The organism is Duganella rhizosphaerae, from assembly GCF_040364205.1.
In the GTDB taxonomy this organism is placed as follows: Bacteria; Pseudomonadota; Gammaproteobacteria; order Burkholderiales; family Burkholderiaceae_D; genus Rugamonas; species Rugamonas rhizosphaerae.
This window is the reverse complement of sequence record NZ_BPWK01000022.1, coordinates 53,155-77,988: the sequence shown is the minus strand read 5'-3', so window position 1 is coordinate 77,988 and position 24,834 is coordinate 53,155. Positions and strand designations below refer to the sequence as shown.

The following is a 24,834-nucleotide window of genomic DNA, read 5'->3' as shown; positions in this document are numbered from 1 at the left end:
GCCGCTTACTTGGTCCACGGCTGTTCGCGCTTCTTGCCGGTACGCGCGAACAGCAGCAACACCGCTATACCGAGCAGCATCAACTTGTAGTTCACCGGTTCCGGCACCGATACCATATTGGTTTTGCCTGCCGGCTTGACCGTCTTGACGGTGCTGGTGGCGTGTGCGGCCACCGGCGCCGTCTCGGCGGCATATGCCTGGCCGGTCAGCGCGCAGGCGCTCAATACCAGCGCCGCTATCGTGCTCATCAATCGCATTTCTTGCCCCTGCCAATAATCAAGTGACAAGTATAATAGATTGTTAATTCCTTTACCTCGGTGCGGTAACACACGGATCGGCAGAAAAAAAGCTTGACCCTACACGCCGAGGCTGGAACCCGCACCGAGCAGCGTGGCTACGCCCAACACGGCAAACACCAGCGCGGCGACGCCATGCACCAGTTTGAGCGAAACGCGGTTGGCGATCCTGTCGCCCAGGTAGACCGCCGGCACGTTGGCCAGCATCATGCCGAAGGTGGTGCCGCACACCACCGCCACCAGGCTGTCGTAGCGGGCCGCCAGCGCCACCGTGGCCACCTGTGTCTTGTCGCCCATCTCGGCGATGAAGAAGGCGATCAGCGTGGTCAGGAACACGCCGTACTTCGCCAGCGGCATGTCGTCCTCGTCGATCTTGTCCGGCACCAGCGTCCACGCGGCCATCGCCAGGAAGGACACGCCCAGCACCCAGCGCAGTATATCGGGGCCGAGCAGGCTGGTGATCCAGGCGCCGACGGCTGCCGCGAACGCGTGGTTGGCGATGGTGGCGACGAAAATCGCGGCGACGATGGGCAGCGGACGGCGGAATTTGGCGGCCAGGCAGAAGGCGAGCAATTGGGTTTTGTCGCCGATTTCAGCGAGGGCGACGATGCCGGTAGAGACGAGGAAGGCTTCCATGGGATTGTATGTAGTACGCGGGCCGGAACGATTAACCAATGATCCAGGCGCGACTCCGGCCCATCATGGCCGCACCTCGATCATGGTCTCGTCAAGTTTTTCAACCACCTGCACCACGGTCTGCGGACCGATTATGTTGACACAGGTTCTTGCGCCGGGGAGGCGCAAGCCGACTACTCCCCACTTACGGCCCGAATGATAGCATAGGATCGCTGATGTACACATCGCCGATACATGGCTATGCTATTCTGCTTCGCGCTTCGGACCACATTGAAAAGACCACCATGCCTATCAAAAAACCACTGTCCGCGTTCGTCCTGTCGGCCCTGATGGCGCTGGGCGCCGCCCACGCCGATCCGCTGAGCTACGCGCGCTATGACCAGGTGCGCACCAGCGACCTGTATCTGGACCTGAAGGCCGACTTTGGCCACAAGACGCTGGCCGGCTACGCCGAACTGACGCTGGCCTGGATCGACCCGGCGGCCCGCACGCTGGTGCTGGACACGAACGAACTCAATATCGCCAAGGTGCAGGTGCTGAACCCGAACGGCCGCTGGAGCGCCGCCTCCTTCATGCTGGACAAGCCGGACGCCGAAAAGGGCAGGGCGCTGCGCATCGCGCTGTCGTTCCAGCCGCAGAAGGTGCGCGTGTACTACCGCACCGCGCCGTCGGCCGCCGCGCTGCAATGGATGTCGCCGCAGCAGACCATGTCCGGCAAGCGTCCGTTCATGTTCAGCCAGTCCGAGGAAATCAACGCCCGCTCGTGGGCGCCGGTGCAGGATACGCCGGCGGTGCGCTTCACCTACAGCGCCCGCATCGAAGCGCCAACCGGCATGCGGGTGGTGATGAGCGCCGAGAACGACCAGCAGTCGACCGGCGCCGGCGGCTGGAAATTCAAGATGGCGCAGCCGATTCCATCCTACCTGCTGGCGATCGCCATCGGCGAGATCGACGTGCGCAACCTCGGCCCGCGCTCCGCCGTCTACGCCGAACCGGCCCGCATCGAGGCCGCCGCCTACGAACTGGCCGACACCGAGAAAATGATCAGCGCCGCCGAAGGCCTGTATGGCCCGTACCGGTGGGAGCGCTACGACATGATCGTGCTGCCGCCGTCGTTCCCGATCGGCGGCATGGAGAATCCGCGCCTGACCTTCCTGACGCCGACCATGATCGCCGGCGACCGCAGCCTGGTCGACCTGATCGCGCACGAACTGGCGCACTCCTGGTCCGGCAACCTGGTGACCAACGCCTCGTGGAAGCACTTCTGGCTCAACGAAGGCTTCACCACCTACGTCACCACCCGCATCGTCGAGAAGCTGTACGGCGAGGAAGTGGCGGAGATGAACCTGCAAGTGGAGCAGGAAGAGGCGCTCGCTTCGCTGCCGTCGATCCCGGCGGCCAAGCAGGCTTTGGTCACGCGCGACGCCGACACCAGTTCCGCCAGCTACACCGACAGCGGCCTGGTATATCCGAAGGGCGCGTGGCTGCTGCGCACCCTGGAGCAGCACGCCGGCCGCGAGGTCTTCGATCCCTTCCTGCGCGGCTGGTTCGACCAGCACGCGTTCAAGTCCGCCACCACCGACGAATTCGTGGTCTACCTGAAGAAGAACCTGCTGGACGCGCATCCGGAAGTGATGGCGCCGGCGGAGCTGGACGAGTGGCTGTACGGCGCCGGCATTCCGGCCGGCGCCAAGCACGCGGCCTCGCCGCGCCTGGCCGCGCTGGATGCGCAGCGCAACGCATGGCTGAAGGGCGAGCTGCCGACCAAGGACTTGAACGGCAAGAACTGGATCGCGCTGGAGTGGATGCACTTCCTGAACGATATCGACGGCAAGGCCAACGCCACGCAGCTGCGGGAGCTGGACCAGGCCTTCGCGCTGGGCAAGAGCGGCAACAACGAAATCGCCTACCGCTTCTACCTGGCGTCGATCAAGGCCGGCTACAACGTGCGCGAACCGCTCAACACCTTCCTGATGAGCGTGGGCCGGCAGAAGTTCGTGGTGCCGCTGTACACCGCGCTGCTGAAAAATCCGGGCGACCGGGAATGGGCCAAGTCGGTCTATGCCAAGGCGCGCGAGCACTATCATCCGGTCACCCAGGGATCGGTCGACAAACAATTTAAAAAATAACGATGTTGAAAATCTCACGTACTTTTTGCCGCGCTTCCATAGCTGCACTGTTGGTGCTGGCGGTGTCCGTCCCTGCGCTGGCCGCCGCGCCGGCCTACAACCTCGACGCCGACGTCAACCTGGCGCTGAAAACCTTCGACGTCCCCGGCATGGCGATTGCCATCGTCAAGGACGGCAAGGTCATCGCCGCCAACGGCTACGGCGTGCGCAAGCTGGGCGACCCGACGCCGGTGGACGGCAAGACGCTGTTCGAAGTGGCCTCCAATTCCAAGGCCTTCACCGCCGCCGCGCTGGCGATGCTGGTCGACGAGGGCAAGATCGCCTGGGACGATCCGGTCACCAAGCACCTGCCGGACTTCCAGATGTTCGACTCCTACGTCACCGGCGCGATGACGGTGCGCGACCTGCTGACGCACCGCAGCGGCCTGGGTCTGGGCGCGGGCGACCTGCTGTGGTGGCCGACCACCAATTTCAGCACCGACGAAATCATCGCGCGGCTGCGCTACGTGAAGCCGGCCACCAGCTTCCGCAACAGCTACGCCTACGACAACCTGCTCTACATCGTGGCCGGCAAGATCATCGCCGCCAAGGCCGGCAAGCCGTGGGGCGCGGCGATCCAGGAACGCATCCTGGCGCCGCTGGGTATGAACGGCACCAAGACCAGCGTGGCCGAGATGCTGGCCACGGCCGACTACTCGGCGCCGCACAGCAAGATCAACGACAAGGCGGCGGTGGTCAAGCCGATGCCGGTGGAGAACGCGGTGGGCGCGGTCGGCATCAACACCAGCGCGGAAGACATCGCGCGCTGGATGACGATGCTGCTGGGCGGCGGCAAGCTGGAAAACGGCACGCAGCTGATCAGCGCCAAGCAGCTGAACGAGCTGTGGTCCGAGCAGACGCCGATGCGCATCCGCGAGCCGAAACCGGGGCTGGCCGCGACCAAGCCCAACTTCTCGGCCTATGGCCTGGGTTTCAGCCTGCGCGACTACAAGGGCCGCAAGATCGCCATGCACGGCGGCGCGCTGCAGGGCTTTTATTCGACGGTGCTGATGGTGCCGGAAGAGAAGCTGGGCATCGCCATCCTGACCAACGCCGAGAACAGCCCGGCGATGGCGTCGCTGTACTGGCGCATCCTGGACCAGTACCTGAACGTGCCGGCCAGCGACTGGATCAAGCTGTACGCCGACCAGGAAGCGGCCGCGCACCGGGAGGAGCTGGAGCGGCAGGGCAAGGAGGTCGGCGCGCGCACCGCCAGGTCGACGCCGTCGCTGCCGCTGGCGTCCTACGACGGCGAGTACGAGGACCCGTGGTACGGCAAGGTGACGATACGCGCCGAGGGCAAGCAGCACGTCATGCGCTTCACCCGTACGCCGGACCTGACGGGGGAGCTGGAGCACTTCCAGCACGACACCTTCATCGTGCGCTGGAAGGAACGCAACTTCAACGCCGATGCGTACGTGACGTTCGCGCTGAACCCGGACGCCAGCATCGAGCGCATGAAGATGGCGCCGGTGTCGATGGAGACCGATTTCAGCTACGACTTCCGCGACCTGAACTTCACGCCGGTGAAGCCGCCGAAGGCCGACCAGGCCGCGAAGTAGCGATATCCCCCAACTTGGGGCTGGACCGGATCACCGATCAAGCAGCATATCGAAATTTTCAGACTCGATGTGGGCAATCCGGTCGGAGACGTCCTCACCCCAAGCTTTTTTTAGCCTGATGGCCGGCTCGATTTCCGGGGTAAACAGAACTTCACACAACTTGCCATCTTTTAATTGCACTACCCTGTCTGCTATGGCAATGGTTTGAGGTCGATGTGCAATCAGGATACGCGTGATGTTAATTGCAGAAATCGCCTTGCCAATCTTGGCCTCGTTCTCTATATCCAGATGACTGGTGGCTTCGTCCAGGAAGATAATCTTGGGGCGTCGGTATAGTGCACGGGCCAGTAAAATACGCTGCTTCTGCCCACCAGACAGTACCGTTCCCATGTCGCCCACCAACGTGTGGTAGCCCATTGCCATTTCCACGATTTCGTCATGGATGCAAGCCGTTCTGGCGCACTCCATGATCCACTCCATATCTGGCCGAGGGTCGAGCAAGGCAATATTATCGCAAACCGATCCTGCAAACAGATGATCGTCCTGCATCACGGTGGCGATGATATTGCGATAGTTGCGCAAACCCACCTGCCCCAATGTCAAAGTGCCTATCTTAACTTTTCCCGCCCTGGGCTTCAGTATGCCCAACAATAATTTCATGCACGTGCTCTTGCCGCAGCCGGACGGTCCGACAATCGCCAGGCACTGGCCCATGGGGACGGACAGGTCTGCTTTTTCTAGAATACCTGTTTCGTCCTCCGCATAGCCAAAGCTGACCTGCTCGAAAGACAAAGTCAAGTCGTCTGAAATCGCGGTTTTATGCTTGCGTTGTGGCTCTTCCGCAGTACTCAGCACAATATCGGATAAGCGCTCCATCGAAATGCTCAGCATTCGAAATTCAATATACCGTTCGATCAGGTTGTTAATACGGGCGGTGAATTGCTCCTTGTAACTCAAGAAAGCCAGTAGCATGCCCAGCGACAACCGGTGGTCAATCACGGCGATGGCACCCAGCCAGAAGACACAGGTACGCTCTACGGTCGACAGCAGAGACCAACTAGTGGAAAAGAACAGTGCCAATTTTTGAATTGCCAGACCTGCATTCGCGGCATCAACCCACAGGTTCAGCCATGCACCTCGCCGCTCGTTTTCGCGGTTCAGCATCTTGATACTGCGCACGCCGCGTATCGTTTCCAGAAAATATGTCTGCTCCCTAGCCTGCTTGGCAATGACGCCGCTAGCCGCCATTCTTTCAGTATCGTAGCGAAACCAGCGCAGCAATGCGTAGAAGAGAACCACGCCCACGGTTACGGCAGCAAGGACCGGGCTGTACAGTAGCATCATCACCAAGGTGCCACAGGTCAGTATCCCGTCAAGCATGGCCTCGACTGTGGCGCTGGTCAGGCTGTGCTCTATCGCTTTGACGGCGCCGAAACGAGACACAATATCGCCCAGGTGACGGCGCTCAAAATACTCTACCGGCAGCTTTAGCAGACGCCCCATGACATTGGACATCCACTGCAAATTGAAATTTGTGCTGATATAGATACCGATCCAGGAACGCGCCGCCCCGATCAGCGCGCTGGACACGCCTATGGCGATCATCCCCCACGCAAGCACGGCTAGCAGATTCCGGTCTCCGGTGGTAATGGCATCGTCTGTCACCCATTGAGTGATCATGGGCAGCACCAGCGAAAACAGCTCCAGCACTACAGCCAAGCCTGCCAGCTGTAGTAGCCCGCGTTTGAGACCAACCACCCGTCCCATCAACGCCCTCAACTGTAGAGGCGGTGGCGGCGCCTTGCGCTGGAAGGCCAACCCTGGACTCAGCTCCAGCACCACACCGGTAAATTGATTCGACACCTGCTTCAGAGTCAGGTGAAGTTCGCCAACAGCGGGATCGTGGATACATGCGATGGCGTTGCCAACAGACTTGAGCACGACAAAGTGGTTCAGATTCCAATGCAGGATTGCTGGCAACTGTAGTTCCGGCAGCTCCTCCAGCTCTACTCGCAATGGCCGCGATACCATGCCCAGCTGATCGGCAATCTCCGCTACTTGGATGAGCGTGGCACCTTTCAGTGAGATGGCGAAGCGCTTGCGCAACTCCGCCAGATCGGTCTCATAACCAAAATAGCACGCCACCATGGCCAGACAAGCTAATGCGCATTCCGACGCCTCTGTCTGCACCACGATGGGTAAGCGTTTGCGCCAGCCGAATTTCAATTCCTTAATTTGCATTGCCGTACTCTTGCTCAGTTATATATTTTTCAGGGTGTACAGCGGTTCCAACGCCCACTCATAGAGATGACGGGTATCGAGTTGAATTTCCGCACCTAGTTGCAGCCCCGGCCGCAACTGCTGCTCCGTCTGATATGCGAGAATAAATTGCCGATTCAACGTAACGCGTATGGCGTACATCGGCTCAGTGGATTCGCTGCTGGTGGCAAGTTTGGTGCTGGGGGAACTTTCAATGGTCCGTATCGGGGTGTTCGCTACGGACAGAATGCGCCCTTCCACGACGCCAAATTTTTGATATGGAAAGGCATCGAGCTTCATTTTAACGATCTGCCCAGGATGGATGAACCCGAGAGCATGGCTTGGCGCATAGAGACTTGCTTGAAGCTCCCCCTTGCTTGGCAATATGCTGGCTAAAGGTACTCCCACCGTCGCCGTCTGGTTGGCGGCAATGGTGATCGCACTGACGACCCCATCACATGGGGCCACAACGGACCACTCGTGTTCGTTTTTCTGCTTGCTTAATTCTGATTCAGTCTGCGAGATATTCCGCGCCAACTGCGCTCTGCTGACTTGTTTGCGTATAGGATTGGTAACCAGCTCGTTTCTCATGCGGGCGATCTCTGATTCGGCACCGACCACCGATTTTTGCAGGTCCTGCAAACGCATGCGCTGCTCGAGCAGATCGTCCATTTTTTGCTGAGTTTGCAAATCCGACATAAACCCTTCTTTGTGCAATTGCTCGAAACGCGTCAGCGTCCGTTCGGCGGATTGCACGCGCCGGCCCTGCGTCTGGACTTCCGCCAGCAGCATCTCGTGATTGCTAAGCAGAGACTGTAAATTCTGTTGGGCGTTTGCATGCTCAGCCTCATGCAGCCGCATGGTCCCGCCCAGTTCCTGGTGTAAGGTCGTGAGCCGTTCCAGCAATTTTGCGTCGAGTTCCGATTCGATGACATGACCATTCACGCTCTGATGCTGCGTTTCGAAAACCATCAGCACTTGGCCTTTCTTGACCAATTGTCCTTCCTCCACAGCCGACATCTTTAGCACGCCGACCTGCGACGCATAGAGTTTGATCACACCATGGCTGGGCTCGATGACGCCTTGAATACTTTCGTGGCGCGTGTAATGGCCGAACCAGGCGAACGCACTAAAAGTCAGAAACAGTCCGATTACAAAGGCAAATATCAGATAATTTTCTATGGGATGTACCAGCACGATGTCGCCATAGGCTCGCTCCCGGTCGGTATCCATTACCTCCTGCCGAAACAATGCAGAGTCGGGCGTCACGATTGCTTCCTTTCAAATTAAATGGACAGGCAACGCGCGCATCGCCTGTCCGCTCTTCGACCTATTTATTTGTCGTACGCAGCCGCAGCATCAACCCTCTTCAACTTCCATATCGAAGACGTTGCTGCCGTGTCCGCCGCTGTCGGATACATGGCCGCCACCGGCGGCAAACGTAGGGGAACTGCCGGTGGAGGCATCGCTTGTCTTGAGTACGGTGCAGTCTTTGGTAGACGTGCATACTGTCGTACTGCTGCTGGAATTGATCACTTTGACATCGGCTTCCAATCCAAGGATTTTACCGATTGCGCTAGCGCCAAAGCCGACCTCGATAGAGGTCACATTGCTGGTGTTGATAACAGTCAATCCGGAGCCGGTTTGGCATATTTGGGTAGTGACGGACGTGCTACTGCCATCGCGATTGCTGGTGGTATTTACAGTCGGATTGGCACAGACCATCTGAGGCGTCGAGCCTCCCGCCACGGCCTTCATTTCTTTTTGATTCAGTTGACGCATATGTTTTCCATTAAAAACGTCTGTAATTATTTACAAACGATCCGACACCCGCGACATTCGAGGATGTACCGAATTCTTTGATAAAAATAAGATGGCATTATTCCAGCAGGCGAATACGCATGCCATTCTTCTCTAGCGATTCAAACGTTGTTGCACAGCCAACCCAAGCGGATGGCAGTAAGTGTGCAAGCCCGAGAGCAAAAAACTTTCCGTCTAAATTGTTGTCTTCCGTTATACGTTTTACCCAATTCCCATTTCTTTTGCAGACATAATTGTCCCAATATTCCTTGCTACCATGTTCCAGCTCCGGCACCAGAGCGCCGCGCTCCAAGGATTTTAGAAAGTATCGCTCAGAGGAAATTGCTTCGGATTCAGACGCATCGTCCTTATCTATTTCCTCCAATAATTCCAACTCATCGCTAAAGCTAAAAACTCTTGCGGAGTTTTGGCCACAATAAGCATCAAGCATTTCAGTCGGAGTATCGATGGATTCGACGGCGATATTGCCTCGGTTTAAAAAAAGGTAATCGGCCACAGCGCTGCGATGCGGCGCTGGTTGCTCGCGCTTCAACATGGCACGACGTGCTTTGAGAGCTATTAGCAGGCCATATTCGGATAGGTTTTGCGACAGTTGTGAGGCAAAAATTCGTTGGGACGCCCTTATTGCAGCCTTGTCGTCGTCATTGACCGCGTCAGGCAGACCGGTGGACGACAATTTTGCATAATAAGCGTCACTGACCAATGCACGGGCACGGCCTAAGAGCAAAGTGTTGCGAGGAGTTTCCGCCAAAGGGGATGGGCAGGCAGGCACCAATTCCGGTGCCAATGCTGCGGACTCAAAAGAATACGAGCTGGCGATTTTAAAAACAGGAATAACTTTTTCATAAAAATAGGAATCATATTCACTATTTAATCCATTATGAGTCACTCCCAGAACATGGAATACCTGGATGGTTCCGTCTGGTTTTTTATTGATGACTTCCCATAGTCTTGGTGAGCTATATGCTTCCGCCGAAGTGGTTTTTAAAAAAAACACCGTCAGCGCCAATCTAAAGAAACCGATCTTACTCATATCCAAAGCAATCAACAAAATAAATGACGTTTCGCGGTAAAAGCAAGATGCTATTTTAGTAGGGTAATTCTAAAAGTGCTTGCGCAAGTAATTCAAGCAGAATATTTGCTGAATCAATATGCGGCGGGATTATATATAGAAATTTCAAAATGAAACTCACGAAATGTCACCATTCAAAAAAAAGGAACATTTCGCCCCGGGAACCTCGAACAGCTGCGGCAGACGGCGCTGTTAATGCGGATCGCGGCTGTGCGGTGACTCGGTCCGGCCAGGCAGTCGCCAGTACAGCGATTGAGGCGCACAGCGAAGATGTAGTTGGGCGTATGGTTTTGCTGGACGTGGTCGCCAATAAAGACGTGTTCAGGCGGATGATGATCGGCCTGGTTGAGCAATAGCTCAGGCCTGGCTCTCGACCCGGTTGCGGCCGTTGTGCTTGGCGCGATAGAGCGCCAGGTCGGCGGCGTGGAACAGGTCGTCGAGCGCCGCGTGCGGGCCGTGCGCCACGGCCACGCCGAAGCTGGCCGTCACCCGCAGGATGTAGCCGTCGGACAGCGTCAGCGGCTCGTGCGCGATCGCCTCCCGCAGCCGCTCGGCCAGCGCGCGCGCCGCCTCCAGCCCGCAGCAGGCGGGCATCACCACGAACTCCTCGCCGCCGTAGCGCGCCACGATCTCGCCGTCGCGCAGGCTGTCGCGCACCACTTCGGCGATGCGTATCAGCACCTGGTCGCCGGCGTCGTGGCCGTAGGAGTCGTTGACCGACTTGAAGTGGTCGACGTCGAACAAAATCACCGCCAGCGACTCGTTGCGCTCGCTGGCGCCGCGCAGACGCAGATTGCCGGCCGCCGTGAAGGCGCGCCGGTTCAGGATGCCCGTCAGGTAGTCGGTGTCGGCGCGCACCTTGAGTTCCTCGATCAGGCGCACCCGTTCCTGCTCCAGCCGCTGGCGGTCCATGCTGTTGGCGCGCAGCGTCGCCAGCGCGCGCAGCATATCGCCGATCTCGTCGTCGCGGCGGGCGCCGCTGGGCGGCAGCGAGAAGTCGCCGTTGCCCAGCCGGACCACGGCGCGCGTGGCGCGCAGCAGCGGCACCACCACCCGCCGCCGCAGGATCAGCAACAGCAAGGTCAAGGCCAGCAGGATGGCGGCGCCCACCAGCAAGGCCAGCATCAGTTCGCGCCGCGCGGCCTGGAAGTCGCGCAGCGCCTGCGCCTGGGCTTCCTGCAGCAGCACGTCGCGCAGCGCCAGGATGGGCGCCATGCAGGGCACGTAGCGTTGCGCGAACTGGCCGGTGTCCATGCCGTAGGCGCGGCCGGCGCGGCTGGCCTGCTCGACGTCGGCTACCAGCTGCTGGCCGGCGCCGAAATACAGCTGGTCCATGCGCGCCACCGCCGCCAGCACGCGCGGCTCGGTGTCGATGTCGCCGCTGGGGATCTTGATCAGCTGGCGCAGCTGCTCGATGCGGCCGCGCAGAAATTGCAGGCGTTCGTGGTCGCTTTCGGTCAGCGGTTGGGCCGACGCCAGCGGCACCGTCAGCGCCGAGCCGAGGCGGCCGGCGAACTCGCGCAGTTCGACCGTCAGGCGGGCCTTGGTCAGGATGCGGCCGATGCGGGGATAGACTTGTTCCGAGGCGCGGGTGTAGCCGGTCACCGCGTCCAACGCCAGCGGCACCAGCCGGAACATGCGTTCGACGGCGGCGCTCAGCCGTTCCGGCGTGCGCTGGGCCGGCGGCAGCTCGGCCAGTTGGTCCACCGTCTGCCGGGCCGCGGCCAGCGCCTCATACAGCGCCGCCAGCGGAGCCGGCGGCATGGCGCCGGCCAGCGCGGCGGGGATCGGTTCGGCGGCCAGCTCGCGCCGCAGCTGCGCCAGCGCCTGGTCGGTGTCGGCGCGCGCGCGCAGCAGCCGTGCGTGGTAGACCGGATCGGCCGGCACGTGGTCGCCCAGCACGGCGTTGACCGGACCTCGTTCGAAGGAGAGTTTTTCTGCGGCGATCATGGCGCGCTGCATCAGTTGCAGCGTGTGGTGGCCGCTGCCCGCGGCGCGGTAGTGTTCCCACTCGCCCCACAGCAGCCGCCCCAGCATGCCGCACACCAGCACCGCCAGCACGGCGCCGGTGAGGGCGAATAATCGGGTTAATCTCATTGCTGCCAACCTGCATTCCTATTTGCTAGCTGGCAATATGCCATAAAGCGTGGCGGCTGTGGTTGTTGGGCTGGCGGCGGCGGCGCGAAATGAGACGAGGTCGGCCGCTAATGGTAGGATGGCGCCCTCGCGTCACGGCATGGCTGTTTGTTTTGATGCAAAGCTTAAATTTTTAATCATTGAGGGATGAAGAAGATGTCTATGCAACGAGTTATGCTGCGTTCCAAGCTGCACCGTGTGACGGTCACGCAGGCGGATTTGAATTACGAGGGTTCCTGCGGCATCGACCAGGATCTGCTGGACGCGGCCGATATCTGGGTCAACGAGAAGATCGAGCTGTACAACGTGAACAATGGCGAGCGTTTCGCCACCTACGCGATTCCCGGCCTGCGCGGCACCGGCGAGATTTCGCTGAACGGCGCCGCCGCCCGCCGCGCCCAGCTGGGCGACCTGCTGATCATCTGCACCTACGCGCCGATGAGCGAAGAGCAGGCGCGCGAGTACAAGCCGAAAGTCGTGTTCGTCGACGACAAGAACAAGATCAAAGGCATGAAATAAGTTGTAAAAAAACACCGGGGTCAAGTCTGACATTCGGACACGAGCTCTGCCGTAATCAAGCATTACGGCAGAGCTCGTGTCCGAATGTCAGACTTGACCCCGGTTTTATTTGGACAGCGCGCCGTCGTTGCGCAGCAGCTGCGACATGTACTGCGGCGTGATGCCGAGGAACGATGCCACCACCTTCTGCGAGATGCGCTGCTCCAGCCCCGGATATTCGCGGCGGAAGGCGCTCAGCCGTCCCTGCGCCGGCGAGGCGCTCAGGTAGCGGCGCCGGCTCTGGTCGATGATGCCGCGCTCCGATACCTTCAGATAGTAATCGCGCAACAGGTTGTTGCTGTGCGCCAGCTTGCTGATCTCCAGCCAGTCCAGCCGATAGCCGTGCACCGCCGTCTCCGCCACCACGAAGTTGAGCGCAGGCTCGTCGTCGCGCGCGCGCAGCAGGTCGTCGTGCGCGGCCGCCGGTTCGCCGTCGGTCAGGAAGTGCAGCGTCACCTCGTTGCCGGTCTCGGTGATGAAGCCGGTGCGCGCCACGCCGCTGTGCAGCCACACCACGCTGTTGGCCAAGGCGCCGATGCGTTGCAAATACTCGCCCTTGCGCACGCTCACCGGCACCGCCAGCGGCGCCAGCATGCGGCTCACTTCGTCGTACATTTCAGGGGTGACTTTGTAGCGGCGGGCAACAATATCCCGGTACTTCGCTCTGTGTTCTAAGAATGCCTGGTTCATTTTTCGTGGTCGTTTTCATCCCGGCATGTAAATGGCCGTACATATCAGCCGGAAGTGTAAACGTTTTCTCAGTCCTCAACGCAATTTTTGTTGTGATTTGGAACGCAAAGAGAAAATATATTTTAAACTTCAACTAGATGAATGGCGCGCCGGATTGGCGTTACCATAGACTTGCAGCAAGCCTACAATTCCAGCCACGGGGAGACTGTCATGAAGATCACCGACCTCAGCATAGGACGGCGTTTGTCGCTTGGTTTTGCTGTCATCCTTGCGATTCTGATATTGAACACCGGGCTGGGGATTTACCGCCTGCAGGGCGTGGCGAGCTCGACCCGCGCGATGATGGAACTGCCGCTGGCCAAGGAGCGCCTGATCGCCGACTGGTACCGCGTGGTGTTCGCCGGCATCCGCCGCACCACCGCCGTGGCCAAGAGCGCCGATCCGGTGCTGGCCACCTTCTTTGCCGAGGACGCCAAGACCTCCACCGCCTACGCCCAGGGCCTGATCAAGAAGATCGAGGAGCTGGCCACCGACGACGACAAGGCGCTGATGGCCGACCTGGTCAACACCCGCAAGGCCTACGTCGCCTCGCGCGACGGCGTCATGAAGGCCAAGGCCGCCGGCGACGCCGAGCAGGCCACGCGCCTGCTCGACAACGCCTACCTGCCGGCGTCCAAGGTCTACGAAACGATGTTGCAGAAAATGCTGGACCACCAGCGCAAGGAAATCGACGCCGCCGCCGCCCGCATCGACCAGGTGGCCCAGGACAGCCGCAACCTGCTGCTGGCGATGGCGGCGCTGGTGGTGGCCTTCAGCGTGGCGTTCGCCTGGTGGCTGACGGCCGGCATCACGCGTCCCATCAACGAGGCGGTGGCGCTGGCCGAATGCGTGGCCGGCGGCGACCTGGTCGACCACAGCGACCACGCCGTGCGCGGCTACAGCCAGGACGAGCCGGGCAAGCTGCTGCAGGCGCTGCACCGCATGTCGGGCGGGCTGGTGCGCATCGTCACCGATGTGCGCAACGGCACGGACGCCATCGCCACCGCCTCGTCGCAGATCGCCGCCGGCAATCTCGACCTGTCCTCGCGCACCGAGCAGCAGGCCAGCTCGCTGGAGGAGACCGCCTCGTCGATGGAAGAGCTGACCTCCACCGTCAAGCAGAACGCCGAGAACGCGCGCCAGGCCAACCAGCTGGCGGCGTCCGCCTCGGACGTGGCGCAGCGCGGCGGCGCCGTGGTGTCGGACGTGGTGCACACCATGGCCTCGATCGACGCCTCGTCGAAGAAGATCGTCGACATCATCGGCGTCATCGACGGCATCGCGTTCCAGACCAACATCCTGGCGCTGAACGCGGCGGTGGAGGCGGCGCGCGCCGGCGAGCAGGGCCGCGGCTTCGCGGTGGTCGCTTCCGAGGTGCGCAACCTGGCGCAGCGCTCGGCCGGCGCGGCCAAGGAAATCAAGGCGCTGATCGACGATTCGGTCGGCAAGGTGGCGGCCGGCACGCGCCTGGTGGGCCAGGCCGGCAGCACGATGGAAGAGGTGGTGAGCAGCATCGGCCGGGTGACCGCGATCATGGCCGAGATCAGCAACGCCAGCGGCGAGCAGACCCATGGCATCGAGCAGATCAACAATTCCATCACGCAGATGGATCATGTGACGCAGCAGAACGCCGCGCTGGTGGAGCAGGCCGCCGCGGCGGCCGACGCGATGCAGGAGCAGGCGGCCAAGCTGGCCGACGCCGTCAGCATCTTCAAGCTGGGCGACGCCGCGCCGAGGCGAAAAATCGGGGTCAGTTCCGGCATCATGCCACGCGTGGCATGATGCCGGAACTGACCCCGATTTTTGAAACCGGCTAAACGGTTTACGCTTTTTCCGGCGAACCGATGAAGCGGTAGATCGCTGCACCCAGCAGCGCGCCGACGATAGGCGCGACCCAGAACAGCCACAGCTGGCTGGTGGCCCAGTCGCCCACGTACAGCGCCACGCCGGTGCTGCGCGCCGGGTTGACCGAGGTGTTGGTGACCGGGATGCTGATCAGGTGTATCAGCGTCAGGCCCAGGCCGATCGGCAGCGGCGCGAAGCCTTTCGGCGCGCGCTCGTCGGTGGCGCCCAGGATGATCAGCAGGAACATCATCGTCATCACCACTTCCGTCACCAGCGCGGCCAGCAGCGAGTAGCCGCCCGGCGAATGCGCGCCGTAGCCGTTGGAGGCGAAGCCGCCCATGACGTCGAAGCCGGCCTTGCCGCTGGCGATGGTGTACAGCACGCCGCCGGCGACGATGGCGCCCAGCACTTGCGCGACGATGTAGGGCAGCAGCTTATTGGCCGGGAAGCGGCCGCCGGCCCACAGGCCGATCGACACCGCAGGATTCAGGTGGCAGCCCGAGATGTGGCCGATGGCGTAGGCCATGGTCAGCACCGTCAGGCCGAAGGCCAGCGAGACACCCAGCAAGCCGATGCCGACACCGGGGAAAGCCGCCGCCAGCACCGCGCTGCCGCAGCCGCCGAGCACCAGCCAAAACGTTCCAAAAAATTCCGCGCCATATTGTTTCATATTATTCCTCATAGCTTGATAGTCAAATTTGCATAATATCCATGCAACGTTGGCAATCTAACCGGGAAGCGCGCAAATGTCGAGTGCAGAGTTTTCAAGCGGATAACAGACGCAGCAGCAGGCGGGTGCGGGCGCTGTCGTCCTGGGCCGCCAGCGTGCCGCCCTGCACCTGCGCCAGCAGGCGCGCCGCGTACATCGGCAGCGTCGCCTCGTCGGCCGGACGCTCGGCCTGGCCTTGCAGGCAGGCGCGCTGCGCGGCCGGCAGCACGCCGGCGTATTCCACCGTCAGCGCCCACTGGCCGTCTTCCAGCGTGGCCCCCAGCACGATCGAGGTGCCGGCCGGCGTGTGCGCCGCCGCGTTCAGCAGCAGGTGCTCGCACAGCATATGGCACAGCGCCGGGTCGCCCAGCAAGGTGGCCGGCTGCGCCGGCAGCATCACCGGATGGCTGGCGGCGATGGCGGCGGCGGCGCGCGCCAGCAACGGGTTCAGCGCCACCGGCGCGGCCTGCGGCTGGCAGGCGCCCTGTTCGATGCGGCACAGTTCCAGCGACAGCCCGGCCAGCCGCAGCGCGCGCCGCGCCGCCTGGTCCAGCGCGTCGAGCTGGTCGCGCAGCGCCGGCGTGGCCGCCAGCGCCGGCGCGGCCATCAGCTGCGCGCTGGCGGCCAGCACCTCGGCCAGCGGCGTGGCCAGGTCGTAGCGGCTCAGGCGCTCGACTTCCTCGCGCAGATGGGCGTTGTCGGCCACGGCGCAATTCTGCCGCCGCAGCTCGGCCATGGTGCCGGCCAGGCGCAGGTGGGTGCGCAGGCGCGCCTTCAGGATGGCCGGATCGACCGGCTTGGTGACGTAGTCCACCGCGCCCAGCTCGAGGCCGACTATGATGTCTTCCGCCTGGTCCTTGGCCGACAAGAAAATCACCGGGATGTCGGCGGTGGCGGGATCGGCCTTGAGCCGGCGGCATACTTCGAAGCCGTCCATCTCCGGCATCATCACGTCGAGCAGGATGATGTCGGGCCGGTGCACCGGGATGATCTCCAGCGCCTTCTTGCCGGAGATCGCCACCTTCACGCCGTAGCCGTCCTCGGCCAGCATGCCGGCGATCACCTTGATGTTGGTGGCGATGTCGTCCACCACCAGCACGGTGGCGTCGCGCAACCTTTCCTCCAGCGGGCGCTCCATGCCGATCAGCGGCGCCGGCGCCGCGGCGGCGGCGGGCAGGGCTGCGCGGCGCACCGCCGCGCGGCGCTCGGCGGCGTCGCCGCGCGACTGGAACATCGCCTGCAGCTTGCTGTGGAAGGTGGCCAGCGTGAACGGCTTGATCAGGCAATCGGTCACGCCGGCCTGGGCCGCCGCGCGCAGGCCGTCGCGGTTGGCCTCGCTCGGCAGCAGCATGAACGGCAGTTCGCGATCGGAAAGATTACTGCGCACCCATTGCAACAACTGCAGTCCGTTCATGCCCGGCATGTCGAGATCGGAGACGACGGCGGCGATCGGCCGTTCGGCCAGGATGCGACACGCTTCCTCGCCGCTGCCGGCCAGGTAGACGTTGACGAAGCCGAGGTCGGCGAGGATGCCTTTGACCACGGAGCGCATCTGCTGGTTGTCGTCCACCACCAGCAACGGCAGCGCGGGGTCGATATTCAAAGCGGGCATAGGCAGGTTCCAGCATGATAGTAAATCGCCCGGCGGCGGGCGGCCGTTGCGCGGTTGCGCGCGTGCAACAGGTCCACAGGGGACGGGCGCATAGGCCCACATCTTAGCGCCAAATTATTTCCCTTCGGAAGCTATTTGAAGTGATGTCGCGTAAAACACCAGATACAATTGAATCGCCATCTACATTGTGGCGCAGGCTTAGTTTCTGAGATACAGTTTGACTCACGGCATCCTTCGCATGAGATGCCGGGAGACTACAGCGGGGTGGCGTCGAGTGAAGAACACTAGCGGCTTCGACAGTAAAATTCTGCTTCCCTTCGGCCTGGCCGGCGGGGGCGCCCTGGGGACCATGCTGGCCGGTTGGAGCGCCTGGGGCTGGTACACCGTCTTATGGTCGGCGCTGCTGGTGGCGGCCGCGGCGTGGAGCGTGCGCGGCGCCGCCGCGTCGGCGCTGGGCGGCGGCGAGCGCGCCATGATCGAGGACTACCTCGACGCCCGCGAACGCTTCGGCGACGCCGTGCTGCCGATCTGGTGCCGCCACATCGAAAACTCCCGCACCCAGATGGAAGAAGCCGTGGCCGACCTGGCCGGGCGCTTCTCCAGCATCGTCGACAAGCTCGACGACGCGGTCCATGTCTCCAGCCGCGACAGCGGCAAAGGCGGCAAGGGCGACGGCAGCTCGATGACCGAAATCTTCAGCCGCAGCGAAACCCAGCTCGGCTCGGTGGTGACGTCGATGAAATCGGCGATGTCGTCCAAGCACGCCATGCTGGCCAAGATCAAGGACCTGGAACGCTTCACCCGCGAACTGCGCGACATGGCCGAGGGCGTGGCCAGCATCGCTGCGCAAACCAATCTGCTGGCGCTGAACGCCGCCATCGAAGCGGCGCGCGCCGGCCCGGCCGGGCGCGGCTTCGCGGTGGTGGCGCAGGAAGTACGCAACCTGTCGAGCCGCTCGGCCGAAACCGGCCGCAACATCTCCAACCGCGTCGGCCTGATCAGCAGCGCCATCCTGGCCGCCAGCCAGGCGGCCGAGCAATCGAGCGAACAGGAAGACAAGTCGATGCAGTCGGCCGAGGGCATGATCGTCTCGGTGCTGGGCGACTTCCGCCAGATGACCGACGCGCTGGTGCAGTCGGCCGACAAGCTCAAGCAGGACAGCATCGGTATCCAGGGCGAAGTGGGCGAGGCGCTGGTGCAGCTGCAGTTCCAGGACCGGGTCAGCCAGGTGATGGCCCACGTGCGCGAAAACATGGAGCTGCTGCCGGCGCTGCTGCGCGAGAACCGCGACCGCTACGTCGCCGACCAGGTGCTGGAAGCGCTGGACGCCCAGCCGCTGCTGCACGAGCTGCAAAAAACCTACGCCATGGCGGAAGAGCACGCGGTGCACGGCGGCTCCAGCCACGCCGCACCGGTCGCCACCGCCGCCGACGAGATCACTTTTTTCTGACGCTTTTTCTGACGATTAACCGAGGTAGAGAACATGGCAAAAACCATCATGGTGGTCGACGATTCGGCCTCCCTGCGTCAAGTGGTCGGCATCGCGCTCAAGGGCGCGGGCTACGAGGTCATCGAAGGACGCGACGGCGTCGATGCGCTGTCCAAATGCACCGGCCAGAAAATCCATCTGGTGGTATGCGACGTCAACATGCCCAATATGGACGGCATCACCTTCGTGCGCGAATTCAAGCAGCTGCCCTTGTACAAGTTCACGCCGGTGATCATGCTGACCACCGAGTCGCAGGAGAGCAAGAAGGAAGAGGGCAAGGCGGCCGGCGCCAAGGCCTGGGTGGTCAAGCCCTTCAAGCCGGAAGTGCTGCTCGGCGCCGTTGCCAAACTCGTCATGCCATAACCCACGGAGGACGCCATGTCCGATGAATCTGGAGTAGCCGTCGCCCGCATCGCCATCGACGGCGAGATGACCATCTACCGCGCCGCCGACCTCAAGGCGACCGTGCTGGATGCCCTGCGCAAGACCCAGGTGCTGGAGATCGACCTGTCCGCCATCACCGAGCTCGACACGGCCGGCCTGCAAGTGCTGATGCTGGCCAAGCAGACCGCCAACGCCCACCAGCGCGAGCTGCGCCTGGTCAAGCACAGTCCGGCGGTGGTGGAAATCTTTGAAATGCTGGACCTGGGCGCCTTCTTCGGCGACGCCCTGCTGATACACGCCTGATTTTCTTCTTCTGTTTCTTTTTGTTCCGAGGGTATGCCATGAACCTGGACGAAGCACTACAGACATTCATTACCGAAAGCCGCGAGCTGCTGGAAGACATGGAGAACGCGCTGCTCAACGTCGACATCGCGGGCGACCAGGGCGAGGCGATCAACGCCATCTTCCGGGCGGCCCACACCATCAAGGGCTCGGCCGGGCTGTTCAGCCTGGACCACATCGTCGCCTTCACCCACGTGGTCGAGAGCCTGCTGGACGAAGTGCGCGACGGCCGCGTCACGCTCAACGACGAGATGATCGTGCTGCTGCTGTCCTGTTGCGACTACCTGTCCGGCATGACCGACGCGCTGGCCGCCGGCCAGCTGGAGGCCGACCCCGATACCGCGCCGGAAGGCGAGATGCTGCTGCAACAGCTGCGCCGCCACATGGCCGGCGGCGCCGCCGAAGCGCATGCCGAAGCTGTGCAAGCGCCATTGGCGGTGCACGCCGAGCCCGGCGTCGAGCGCATCGACAAGCAACACGGCGACAGCGACTACTGGCATATCTCGCTGCGCTTCGGCCGCGGCGTGCTGCAGAACGGCATGGATCCGATCGCCTTCCTGCGCTACCTGGCCAAGCTGGGCAGGATCGTCGGCATCGCCACCGTGCCGGACGCGCTGCCCGCCGCCGACGAGATGGACGCCGAACTGTGCTACCTGGGCTTCGAGATCGCCTTCGACAGCACGGCCGACCGCGAAGCCATCGCCGGCGTGTTCGAGTTCGTGCAGGACGACTGCGAGATCCGCATCATTCCGCCGCACAGCAAGGTGTCGCACTACGTCGACCTGATCCGCGCCCTGCCGGAGCAGGCCGCGCGCCTGGGCGAGATCCTGGTGCGTTGCGGCAGCGTCACCTCGCACGAGCTGGAGGGCGCGCTGCACCAGCAGTCCCATCCGGACAATCCGCAGGACGAGGTCACGCCGCAGCAGCTCGGCAGCATCCTGGTCGGCGCCGGCAGCGTGCCGCCGGTGGTGGTGGAGGCCGCGCTGGCCAAGCAAAAGCAGGTCAGCGAACAGAAGGCGCAGGAAAGCCGTTCGATCCGCGTCGATTCCGACAAGCTCGACCGCCTGATCGACCTGGTGGGCGAACTGATCATCGCCGGCGCGCGCGCCAACATGATCGGCCAGCACATCCAGAACACCGAGCTGCAGGAATGCACCTCGACCTTGTCGGGCCTGGTGGAGGAGGTGCGCGACGCCGCGCTGGAACTGCGCATGGTCAAGATCGGCGCCACCTTCAACCGCTTCCAGCGCGTGGTGCACGACGTCGCGCGCGAGCTGGGCAAGGACATTGGCCTGATCGTCGACGGCGAGGATTCCGAGCTGGACAAGACCGTGGTCGAGAAGATCGGCGATCCGCTGATGCACCTGGTGCGCAACGCCATGGACCACGGCATCGAGCCGGGCGACGTGCGGGTGGCCAACGGCAAGCCGGCCAAGGGCATGATCAAGCTCAACGCCTTCCATGAATCGGGCAGCATCGTCATCGAGGTGTCCGACGACGGCGGCGGCCTGCGCAAGGAGAAGATCCTGGCCAAGGCGGTCGAGCGCGGCCTGGTCGACGCCGACCGCAAGCTAACCGACAGCGAGATCTACAACCTGATCTTCGAGGCCGGCTTCTCGACCGCGGAAAAAATCACCAACCTGTCCGGGCGCGGGGTCGGCATGGACGTGGTCAAGCGCAACATCACGGCGCTGCGCGGCAGCGTCGACGTCTCCAGCCGGGAGGGCGCCGGCACCACCGTCACCGTGCGCCTGCCGCTGACCCTGGCCATCATCGACGGCTTCCTGGTGCAGGTGGGCGGCTCGGTGTTCGTGATCCCGCTCGACATGATCGAGGAGTGCATCGAGTACGCCACCGAGCCGGGCCAGGACTATTGCAACCTGCGTGGCCAGGTGCTGCCGTTCGTGCGGCTGCGCGAGCTGTTCCGCATCGGCGGCGCCTCGACGCGGCGCGAGAGCATCGTCGTGCTCAAGCTGGGCAACCACCGCGCCGGGCTGGTGGTCGACACCCTGCTGGGCGAATTCCAGACCGTCATCAAGCCGCTCAGCCCGATGTTCAGCGAAGTCAAATGCATCAGCGGCTCCACCATCCTCGGCAGCGGCGAAGTGGCGCTGATCCTGGACGTGTCGGCGCTGATGCACACCGTCAGCGGCAAGGGCGCCACCGTGGCGCTGGCGGCCTAGTCGAGCGCCCAATTGTGAAGAGGATGAAATGAATACAGCAGCGAACGAAGCAGTAGTCAACAAGGTGGTCACCTACGGCAGCAGTGCGATGATGGCGCTGCAAAGCGGCGCCGCCCTGCCCAGCCAGTTCCTGACCTTCATGCTGGGCGAGGACCCGTACGCGGTCGGCATCCTGCACATCAAGGAGATCATCGAGTACGGCGCGCTGGCCGCGGTGCCGATGATGCCGCCCTGCGTGCGCGGCGTGATCAACCTGCGCGGCGCGGTGGTGCCGGTGATGGACCTGTCGGCGCGCTTCGACCGCGGCCCCAGCGTGATCGGCAAGCGCAGCTGCATCGTCATCGTCGAGGTCGACGGCGGCGCCGGCGACAACAAGCAGGTGCTGGGCATGCTGGTCGACGCCGTCAACGCGGTGGTGGAAATCGCCGCCGGCGACATCGAGCCGCCGCCGTCGTTCGGCACCCGCATCCGTCCCGACTTCATCGCCGGCATCGGCAAGTACAACGGCAAGTTCGTGATCCTGCTCGACATCGAGCATGTGCTGTCGAACGAGGAAATCGTCGAGATGGCGCGCGGCACCGTCGCCATGCACCACTGCTGAAGCGGCGGACGCCATGCCTGCCGTCACCATCACCGAGCGCGAGTTTTCGCAATTCCAGCGCTTCATCTACGAGGCGGCCGGGATCTGCATGGCCAACGGCAAGCAGGCGCTGGTCAGCGGGCGCCTGGCCAAGCGCCTGGCGCACTACCAGCTGGAGACCTACGGCGACTACCTGCGCCTGCTCGAGAGCCGCGCCCAGCCGGCCGAGCTGCAGGTGGCGGTCGACCTGCTGACCACCAACGAGACCTATTTCTTCCGCGAGCCCAAGCACTTCGCGCTGCTGCGCGAGCTGGCGCTGGAGGCGCGCGACAAGCGCCAGACGCCGCGCGTCTGGAGCGCCGCCAGCTCCAGCGGCGAGGAAGCCTACAGCATCGCCATGGTGCTGGCCGACGTGCTCGACGAGGCGCCGTGGGAAGTGCTGGGCACCGACATCAGCACCCGCGTGCTGGAGCGCGCGCGCTGCGGCCACTACCCGATGGAGCGCGCCAGCCAGATGCCGGCGGCCTACCTGAAGCGCTTTTGCCTCAAGGGCCAGGGCAGCGAGACCGGCACCCTGCTGATCGAGCGTCCGCTGCGCCAGCGGGTGCAGTTCCGCCACCTGAACCTGAACGAGCCACTGCCCAAGCTGGGCAGCTTCGACGTGATCTTCCTGCGCAACGTGATGATCTACTTCAACCTGGCCACCAAGCGCCAGGTGGTGGCGCGTTTGCTGGCGCAGCTGCGCCCGGGCGGCTACTTCCTGATCGGCCACTCGGAAACGCTGAACGACATCAACGACACCCTGGTTGCGGTGGCGCCATCGATCTACCGCAAGCCATGATCGTGACGTTGACCATGCCCGACTCAAAGCTCATCGATATCTTCCTGATGCCCGGCGACTACTTCGTTGGCGATGAGCGCTATCGGGTGCGCACGCTGCTGGGGTCCTGCGTGTCGGTCACGCTGTGGCATCCGGCGCTGCGCATCGGCGCCATGTCGCACTTCCTGTTGCCGGGCACCGGCCGCAAGAAAAACCACGACAAGCCGGGCATCTACGGCGCCGACGCCATGGACCTGCTGTTGCGCGGCATGGCGCGCCACGGCGTGCCGCTGGTCCAGTGCCAGGGCAAGATCTTCGGCGGCGCCGCCATGTTTCCGCGCAGCGTCAAGGTGCGCGACATCGGCATGCAGAACGGCGACTATGCCCGCACGCTGCTGCAGCAGCACGGCATACGCGTGGTGTCCGAAAGCCTGTTCGGCGAGGGACACCGTCAATTGATCTTCACCATCCGCAGCGGCGAGGTATTGAGCCGCCAGGTGCCGCCGGAATCGGTAGTGGGCGGCGCGGCGGGGCCGGACAAGGAGAAGGCATGAGCGCAATCAACGTCATGATCGTCGATGACTCGGCCGTGGTGCGGCAGGTGCTGAGCAGCCTGTTGAACGCGGCGCAGGGTATCACGGTCGGCCACGCGGTGGCCAATCCGCTGCTGGCGATGGAGCGCATGAAGGTGCAGTGGCCGGACGTGATCGTGCTCGACGTCGAGATGCCCAAGATGGACGGCATCACCTTCCTGCGCAAGATCATGAGCGAGCGGCCGACGCCGGTGGTGATCTGCTCGACCTTGACCGAGAAGGGCGCGCAGACCTCGGTCGAGGCGCTGTCGGCCGGCGCGGTGGCCATCATCACCAAGCCGCGGCTGGACCTCAAGCAGTTCCTGCACGATTCGGCCGACGAGCTGGTGTCGGCGGTGCGGGCGGCGGCCGGCGCCCGCGTCGGCAAGCTGGTCAACCGCCCGGCGCCGCCGCCGGTGACGGCCAAGCTGAACGCGGACGCGGTGCTGCCGCCGGCCGACTACCGGCCGATGACCGCCACCACCGAGCGGGTGGTGGCGATCGGCACTTCGACCGGCGGCACCCAGGCGCTGGAGGAGGTGCTGACGGCGCTGCCGCGGGTCTCGCCGGGCATCGTGGTGGTGCAGCACATGCCGGAAAAATTCACCGCCGCCTTCGCCGCCCGCCTCGACAGCGTGTGCCAGGTGCGCGTCAAGGAGGCGGCCAACAACGACCGCGTGCTGCAGGGGCTGGTGCTGATCGCGCCGGGCGGCAAGCACATGCTGCTGCGCCGCACCGGCGCCCAGTATTTCGTCGAGGTGGTGGACGGCCCGCTGGTCAACCGCCACCGGCCGTCGGTGGACGTGCTGTTCCGTTCCGCCGCGCGCGCGGCCGGCGCCAACGCGCTGGGCGTGATCATGACCGGCATGGGCGACGACGGCGCCGCCGGCATGCTGGAGATGCACAAGGCCGGCGCCCGCACCGTGGCGCAGGACGAGGCCAGCTGCGTGGTGTACGGCATGCCCAAGGAAGCGGTCAAGCGCGGCGGGGTCGAGAAGTCGCTGCCGCTGAACGCGATCTACCGCGAAATCCTGCAACAGTTGTCCTACTGATGGCCGCCA

At 63.0% G+C, this 24,834-nt stretch carries 23 protein-coding genes and 1 riboswitch; of the genes, 13 read left to right on the top strand and 10 right to left on the bottom strand.

All coding sequences use genetic code 11. The features are described from left to right. Positions 1–5: 5 nt before the first annotated feature. Together RUGAMON1_RS30385 and RUGAMON1_RS30380 are read right to left on the bottom strand one after the other, a co-directional pair. A complete protein-coding gene (locus tag RUGAMON1_RS30385) occupies positions 6–248 on the bottom strand; it encodes a hypothetical protein (protein ID WP_445234020.1) in 243 nt (80 codons plus the stop codon). A 108-nt stretch (positions 249–356) separates the two neighbouring features. Next, positions 357–932, bottom strand: a complete 576-nt coding sequence (locus tag RUGAMON1_RS30380; protein WP_445234019.1) for a TMEM165/GDT1 family protein — start codon at positions 930–932, stop codon at positions 357–359. Positions 933–953: 21 nt separating this feature from the next. Continuing rightward, positions 954–1,126: riboswitch (yybP-ykoY riboswitch) on the bottom strand. A gap of 90 nt (positions 1,127–1,216) precedes the next feature. On the opposite strand from RUGAMON1_RS30380, the gene RUGAMON1_RS30375 reads away from it, so the two are divergent. Next, positions 1,217–3,061, top strand: coding sequence for a M1 family metallopeptidase (locus RUGAMON1_RS30375; RefSeq protein ID WP_445234018.1), 1,845 nt, complete (start codon positions 1,217–1,219; stop codon positions 3,059–3,061). A gap of 2 nt (positions 3,062–3,063) precedes the next feature. Further along, positions 3,064–4,662, top strand: coding sequence for a serine hydrolase (locus RUGAMON1_RS30370; protein ID WP_445234017.1), 1,599 nt, complete (start codon positions 3,064–3,066; stop codon positions 4,660–4,662). A gap of 30 nt (positions 4,663–4,692) precedes the next feature. On the opposite strand, the gene RUGAMON1_RS30365 is transcribed toward RUGAMON1_RS30370, so the two are convergent. The 4 genes from RUGAMON1_RS30365 to RUGAMON1_RS30350 all read right to left on the bottom strand — a co-directional run bounded on the left by RUGAMON1_RS30365 (position 4,693) and on the right by RUGAMON1_RS30350 (position 9,775). Continuing rightward, positions 4,693–6,903 carry a peptidase domain-containing ABC transporter gene (locus RUGAMON1_RS30365; protein WP_445234016.1) on the bottom strand — a complete coding sequence of 737 codons (2,211 nt, stop codon included), beginning with the start codon at positions 6,901–6,903 and terminating at the stop codon, positions 4,693–4,695. 18 nt (positions 6,904–6,921) lie between these two features. Continuing rightward, a complete protein-coding gene (locus RUGAMON1_RS30360; protein WP_445234015.1) occupies positions 6,922–8,190 on the bottom strand; it encodes an HlyD family secretion protein in 1,269 nt (422 codons plus the stop codon). A 90-nt stretch (positions 8,191–8,280) separates the two neighbouring features. After that, the gene (locus RUGAMON1_RS30355) at positions 8,281–8,703 is read right to left on the bottom strand and encodes a hypothetical protein (RefSeq protein WP_445234014.1); all 423 of its coding nucleotides are present in this window, start codon (positions 8,701–8,703) and stop codon (positions 8,281–8,283) included. A gap of 97 nt (positions 8,704–8,800) precedes the next feature. Then, the gene (locus RUGAMON1_RS30350) at positions 8,801–9,775 is read right to left on the bottom strand and encodes a hypothetical protein (protein ID WP_445234013.1); all 975 of its coding nucleotides are present in this window, start codon (positions 9,773–9,775) and stop codon (positions 8,801–8,803) included. 149 nt (positions 9,776–9,924) lie between these two features. Here RUGAMON1_RS30350 and RUGAMON1_RS30345 point away from each other — a divergent pair, with 149 nt between their 5' ends. Then, positions 9,925–10,170, top strand: coding sequence for a hypothetical protein (locus RUGAMON1_RS30345; RefSeq protein WP_445234012.1), 246 nt, complete (start codon positions 9,925–9,927; stop codon positions 10,168–10,170). Position 10,171: 1 nt separating this feature from the next. Here RUGAMON1_RS30345 and RUGAMON1_RS30340 read toward each other — a convergent pair whose 3' ends face one another. Then, entirely contained in the window at positions 10,172–11,911 is a 1,740-nt protein-coding gene (locus RUGAMON1_RS30340; protein WP_445234011.1) for a GGDEF domain-containing protein, read from the bottom strand. A 201-nt stretch (positions 11,912–12,112) separates the two neighbouring features. Here RUGAMON1_RS30340 and panD point away from each other — a divergent pair, with 201 nt between their 5' ends. Then, entirely contained in the window at positions 12,113–12,469 is a 357-nt protein-coding gene (gene panD, locus RUGAMON1_RS30335) for an aspartate 1-decarboxylase (protein ID WP_445234010.1), read from the top strand. A gap of 105 nt (positions 12,470–12,574) precedes the next feature. On the opposite strand, the gene RUGAMON1_RS30330 is transcribed toward panD, so the two are convergent. Further along, positions 12,575–13,198 carry a Crp/Fnr family transcriptional regulator gene (locus RUGAMON1_RS30330; protein WP_445234009.1) on the bottom strand — a complete coding sequence of 208 codons (624 nt, stop codon included), beginning with the start codon at positions 13,196–13,198 and terminating at the stop codon, positions 12,575–12,577. Positions 13,199–13,408: 210 nt separating this feature from the next. Between RUGAMON1_RS30330 and RUGAMON1_RS30325 the strand changes: the two genes are divergently transcribed. Next, positions 13,409–15,019 carry a methyl-accepting chemotaxis protein gene (locus RUGAMON1_RS30325; RefSeq protein WP_445234008.1) on the top strand — a complete coding sequence of 537 codons (1,611 nt, stop codon included), beginning with the start codon at positions 13,409–13,411 and terminating at the stop codon, positions 15,017–15,019. A 40-nt stretch (positions 15,020–15,059) separates the two neighbouring features. Here RUGAMON1_RS30325 and aqpZ read toward each other — a convergent pair whose 3' ends face one another. Together aqpZ and RUGAMON1_RS30315 are read right to left on the bottom strand one after the other, a co-directional pair. Continuing rightward, complete coding sequence (aqpZ, locus tag RUGAMON1_RS30320) at positions 15,060–15,752, bottom strand: aquaporin Z (RefSeq protein WP_043479666.1); 693 nt, start codon at positions 15,750–15,752, stop codon at positions 15,060–15,062. Between the two features lie 94 nt (positions 15,753–15,846). Further along, entirely contained in the window at positions 15,847–17,403 is a 1,557-nt protein-coding gene (locus RUGAMON1_RS30315; protein ID WP_445234007.1) for a response regulator, read from the bottom strand. 274 nt (positions 17,404–17,677) lie between these two features. On the opposite strand from RUGAMON1_RS30315, the gene RUGAMON1_RS30310 reads away from it, so the two are divergent. The 8 genes from RUGAMON1_RS30310 to RUGAMON1_RS30275 are packed head-to-tail and all read left to right on the top strand — an operon-like array spanning position 17,678 to position 24,825. Then, positions 17,678–18,853 (top strand): methyl-accepting chemotaxis protein, encoded by a 1,176-nt coding sequence (locus RUGAMON1_RS30310; RefSeq protein ID WP_445234006.1) that lies wholly within the window; start codon positions 17,678–17,680, stop codon positions 18,851–18,853. Between the two features lie 33 nt (positions 18,854–18,886). Then, the gene (locus RUGAMON1_RS30305) at positions 18,887–19,255 is read left to right on the top strand and encodes a response regulator (RefSeq protein WP_026334860.1); all 369 of its coding nucleotides are present in this window, start codon (positions 18,887–18,889) and stop codon (positions 19,253–19,255) included. Positions 19,256–19,270: 15 nt separating this feature from the next. Beyond that, entirely contained in the window at positions 19,271–19,579 is a 309-nt protein-coding gene (locus tag RUGAMON1_RS30300) for an STAS domain-containing protein (protein ID WP_445234005.1), read from the top strand. A gap of 38 nt (positions 19,580–19,617) precedes the next feature. Beyond that, the gene (locus RUGAMON1_RS30295) at positions 19,618–21,801 is read left to right on the top strand and encodes a chemotaxis protein CheA (RefSeq protein ID WP_445234004.1); all 2,184 of its coding nucleotides are present in this window, start codon (positions 19,618–19,620) and stop codon (positions 21,799–21,801) included. A 28-nt stretch (positions 21,802–21,829) separates the two neighbouring features. Further along, positions 21,830–22,402: a chemotaxis protein CheW gene (locus RUGAMON1_RS30290; RefSeq protein ID WP_445234003.1), complete on the top strand. Its 573-nt coding sequence runs from the start codon at positions 21,830–21,832 to the stop codon at positions 22,400–22,402. A 13-nt stretch (positions 22,403–22,415) separates the two neighbouring features. Then, complete coding sequence (locus tag RUGAMON1_RS30285) at positions 22,416–23,222, top strand: CheR family methyltransferase (protein ID WP_445234002.1); 807 nt, start codon at positions 22,416–22,418, stop codon at positions 23,220–23,222. 14 nt (positions 23,223–23,236) lie between these two features. Further along, positions 23,237–23,755, top strand: a complete 519-nt coding sequence (locus RUGAMON1_RS30280) for a chemotaxis protein CheD (RefSeq protein WP_445234001.1) — start codon at positions 23,237–23,239, stop codon at positions 23,753–23,755. Continuing rightward, positions 23,752–24,825, top strand: a complete 1,074-nt coding sequence (locus RUGAMON1_RS30275; RefSeq protein ID WP_445234000.1) for a protein-glutamate methylesterase/protein-glutamine glutaminase — start codon at positions 23,752–23,754, stop codon at positions 24,823–24,825. The genes RUGAMON1_RS30280 and RUGAMON1_RS30275 overlap by 4 nt, the downstream gene beginning before the upstream one ends. Positions 24,826–24,834: the final 9 nt, after the last annotated feature.

What these genes read in the sequence shown, in the direction of transcription:
- RUGAMON1_RS30280 (WP_445234001.1), top strand. Translation starts at nt 23,237, where the DNA reads ATGCCCGACTCAAAGCTCATCGATATCTTCCTGATGCCCGGCGACTAC.
- RUGAMON1_RS30285 (WP_445234002.1), top strand. Translation starts at nt 22,416, where the DNA reads ATGCCTGCCGTCACCATCACCGAGCGCGAGTTTTCGCAATTCCAGCGC.
- RUGAMON1_RS30355 (WP_445234014.1), bottom strand. Translation starts at nt 8,703, where the DNA reads ATGCGTCAACTGAATCAAAAAGAAATGAAGGCCGTGGCGGGAGGCTCG.
- RUGAMON1_RS30365 (WP_445234016.1), bottom strand. Translation starts at nt 6,903, where the DNA reads ATGCAAATTAAGGAATTGAAATTCGGCTGGCGCAAACGCTTACCCATC.
- RUGAMON1_RS30290 (WP_445234003.1), top strand. Translation starts at nt 21,830, where the DNA reads ATGAATACAGCAGCGAACGAAGCAGTAGTCAACAAGGTGGTCACCTAC.
- RUGAMON1_RS30295 (WP_445234004.1), top strand. Translation starts at nt 19,618, where the DNA reads ATGAACCTGGACGAAGCACTACAGACATTCATTACCGAAAGCCGCGAG.
- RUGAMON1_RS30315 (WP_445234007.1), bottom strand. Translation starts at nt 17,403, where the DNA reads ATGCCCGCTTTGAATATCGACCCCGCGCTGCCGTTGCTGGTGGTGGAC.
- panD (WP_445234010.1), top strand. Translation starts at nt 12,113, where the DNA reads ATGCAACGAGTTATGCTGCGTTCCAAGCTGCACCGTGTGACGGTCACG.
- RUGAMON1_RS30325 (WP_445234008.1), top strand. Translation starts at nt 13,409, where the DNA reads ATGAAGATCACCGACCTCAGCATAGGACGGCGTTTGTCGCTTGGTTTT.
- RUGAMON1_RS30340 (WP_445234011.1), bottom strand. Translation starts at nt 11,911, where the DNA reads ATGAGATTAACCCGATTATTCGCCCTCACCGGCGCCGTGCTGGCGGTG.
- RUGAMON1_RS30380 (WP_445234019.1), bottom strand. Translation starts at nt 932, where the DNA reads ATGGAAGCCTTCCTCGTCTCTACCGGCATCGTCGCCCTCGCTGAAATC.
- RUGAMON1_RS30275 (WP_445234000.1), top strand. Translation starts at nt 23,752, where the DNA reads ATGAGCGCAATCAACGTCATGATCGTCGATGACTCGGCCGTGGTGCGG.
- RUGAMON1_RS30305 (WP_026334860.1), top strand. Translation starts at nt 18,887, where the DNA reads ATGGCAAAAACCATCATGGTGGTCGACGATTCGGCCTCCCTGCGTCAA.
- RUGAMON1_RS30350 (WP_445234013.1), bottom strand. Translation starts at nt 9,775, where the DNA reads ATGAGTAAGATCGGTTTCTTTAGATTGGCGCTGACGGTGTTTTTTTTA.
- RUGAMON1_RS30370 (WP_445234017.1), top strand. Translation starts at nt 3,064, where the DNA reads ATGTTGAAAATCTCACGTACTTTTTGCCGCGCTTCCATAGCTGCACTG.
- RUGAMON1_RS30330 (WP_445234009.1), bottom strand. Translation starts at nt 13,198, where the DNA reads ATGAACCAGGCATTCTTAGAACACAGAGCGAAGTACCGGGATATTGTT.
- aqpZ (WP_043479666.1), bottom strand. Translation starts at nt 15,752, where the DNA reads ATGAAACAATATGGCGCGGAATTTTTTGGAACGTTTTGGCTGGTGCTC.
- RUGAMON1_RS30300 (WP_445234005.1), top strand. Translation starts at nt 19,271, where the DNA reads ATGTCCGATGAATCTGGAGTAGCCGTCGCCCGCATCGCCATCGACGGC.
- RUGAMON1_RS30375 (WP_445234018.1), top strand. Translation starts at nt 1,217, where the DNA reads ATGCCTATCAAAAAACCACTGTCCGCGTTCGTCCTGTCGGCCCTGATG.
- RUGAMON1_RS30345 (WP_445234012.1), top strand. Translation starts at nt 9,925, where the DNA reads ATGAAACTCACGAAATGTCACCATTCAAAAAAAAGGAACATTTCGCCC.
- RUGAMON1_RS30385 (WP_445234020.1), bottom strand. Translation starts at nt 248, where the DNA reads ATGAGCACGATAGCGGCGCTGGTATTGAGCGCCTGCGCGCTGACCGGC.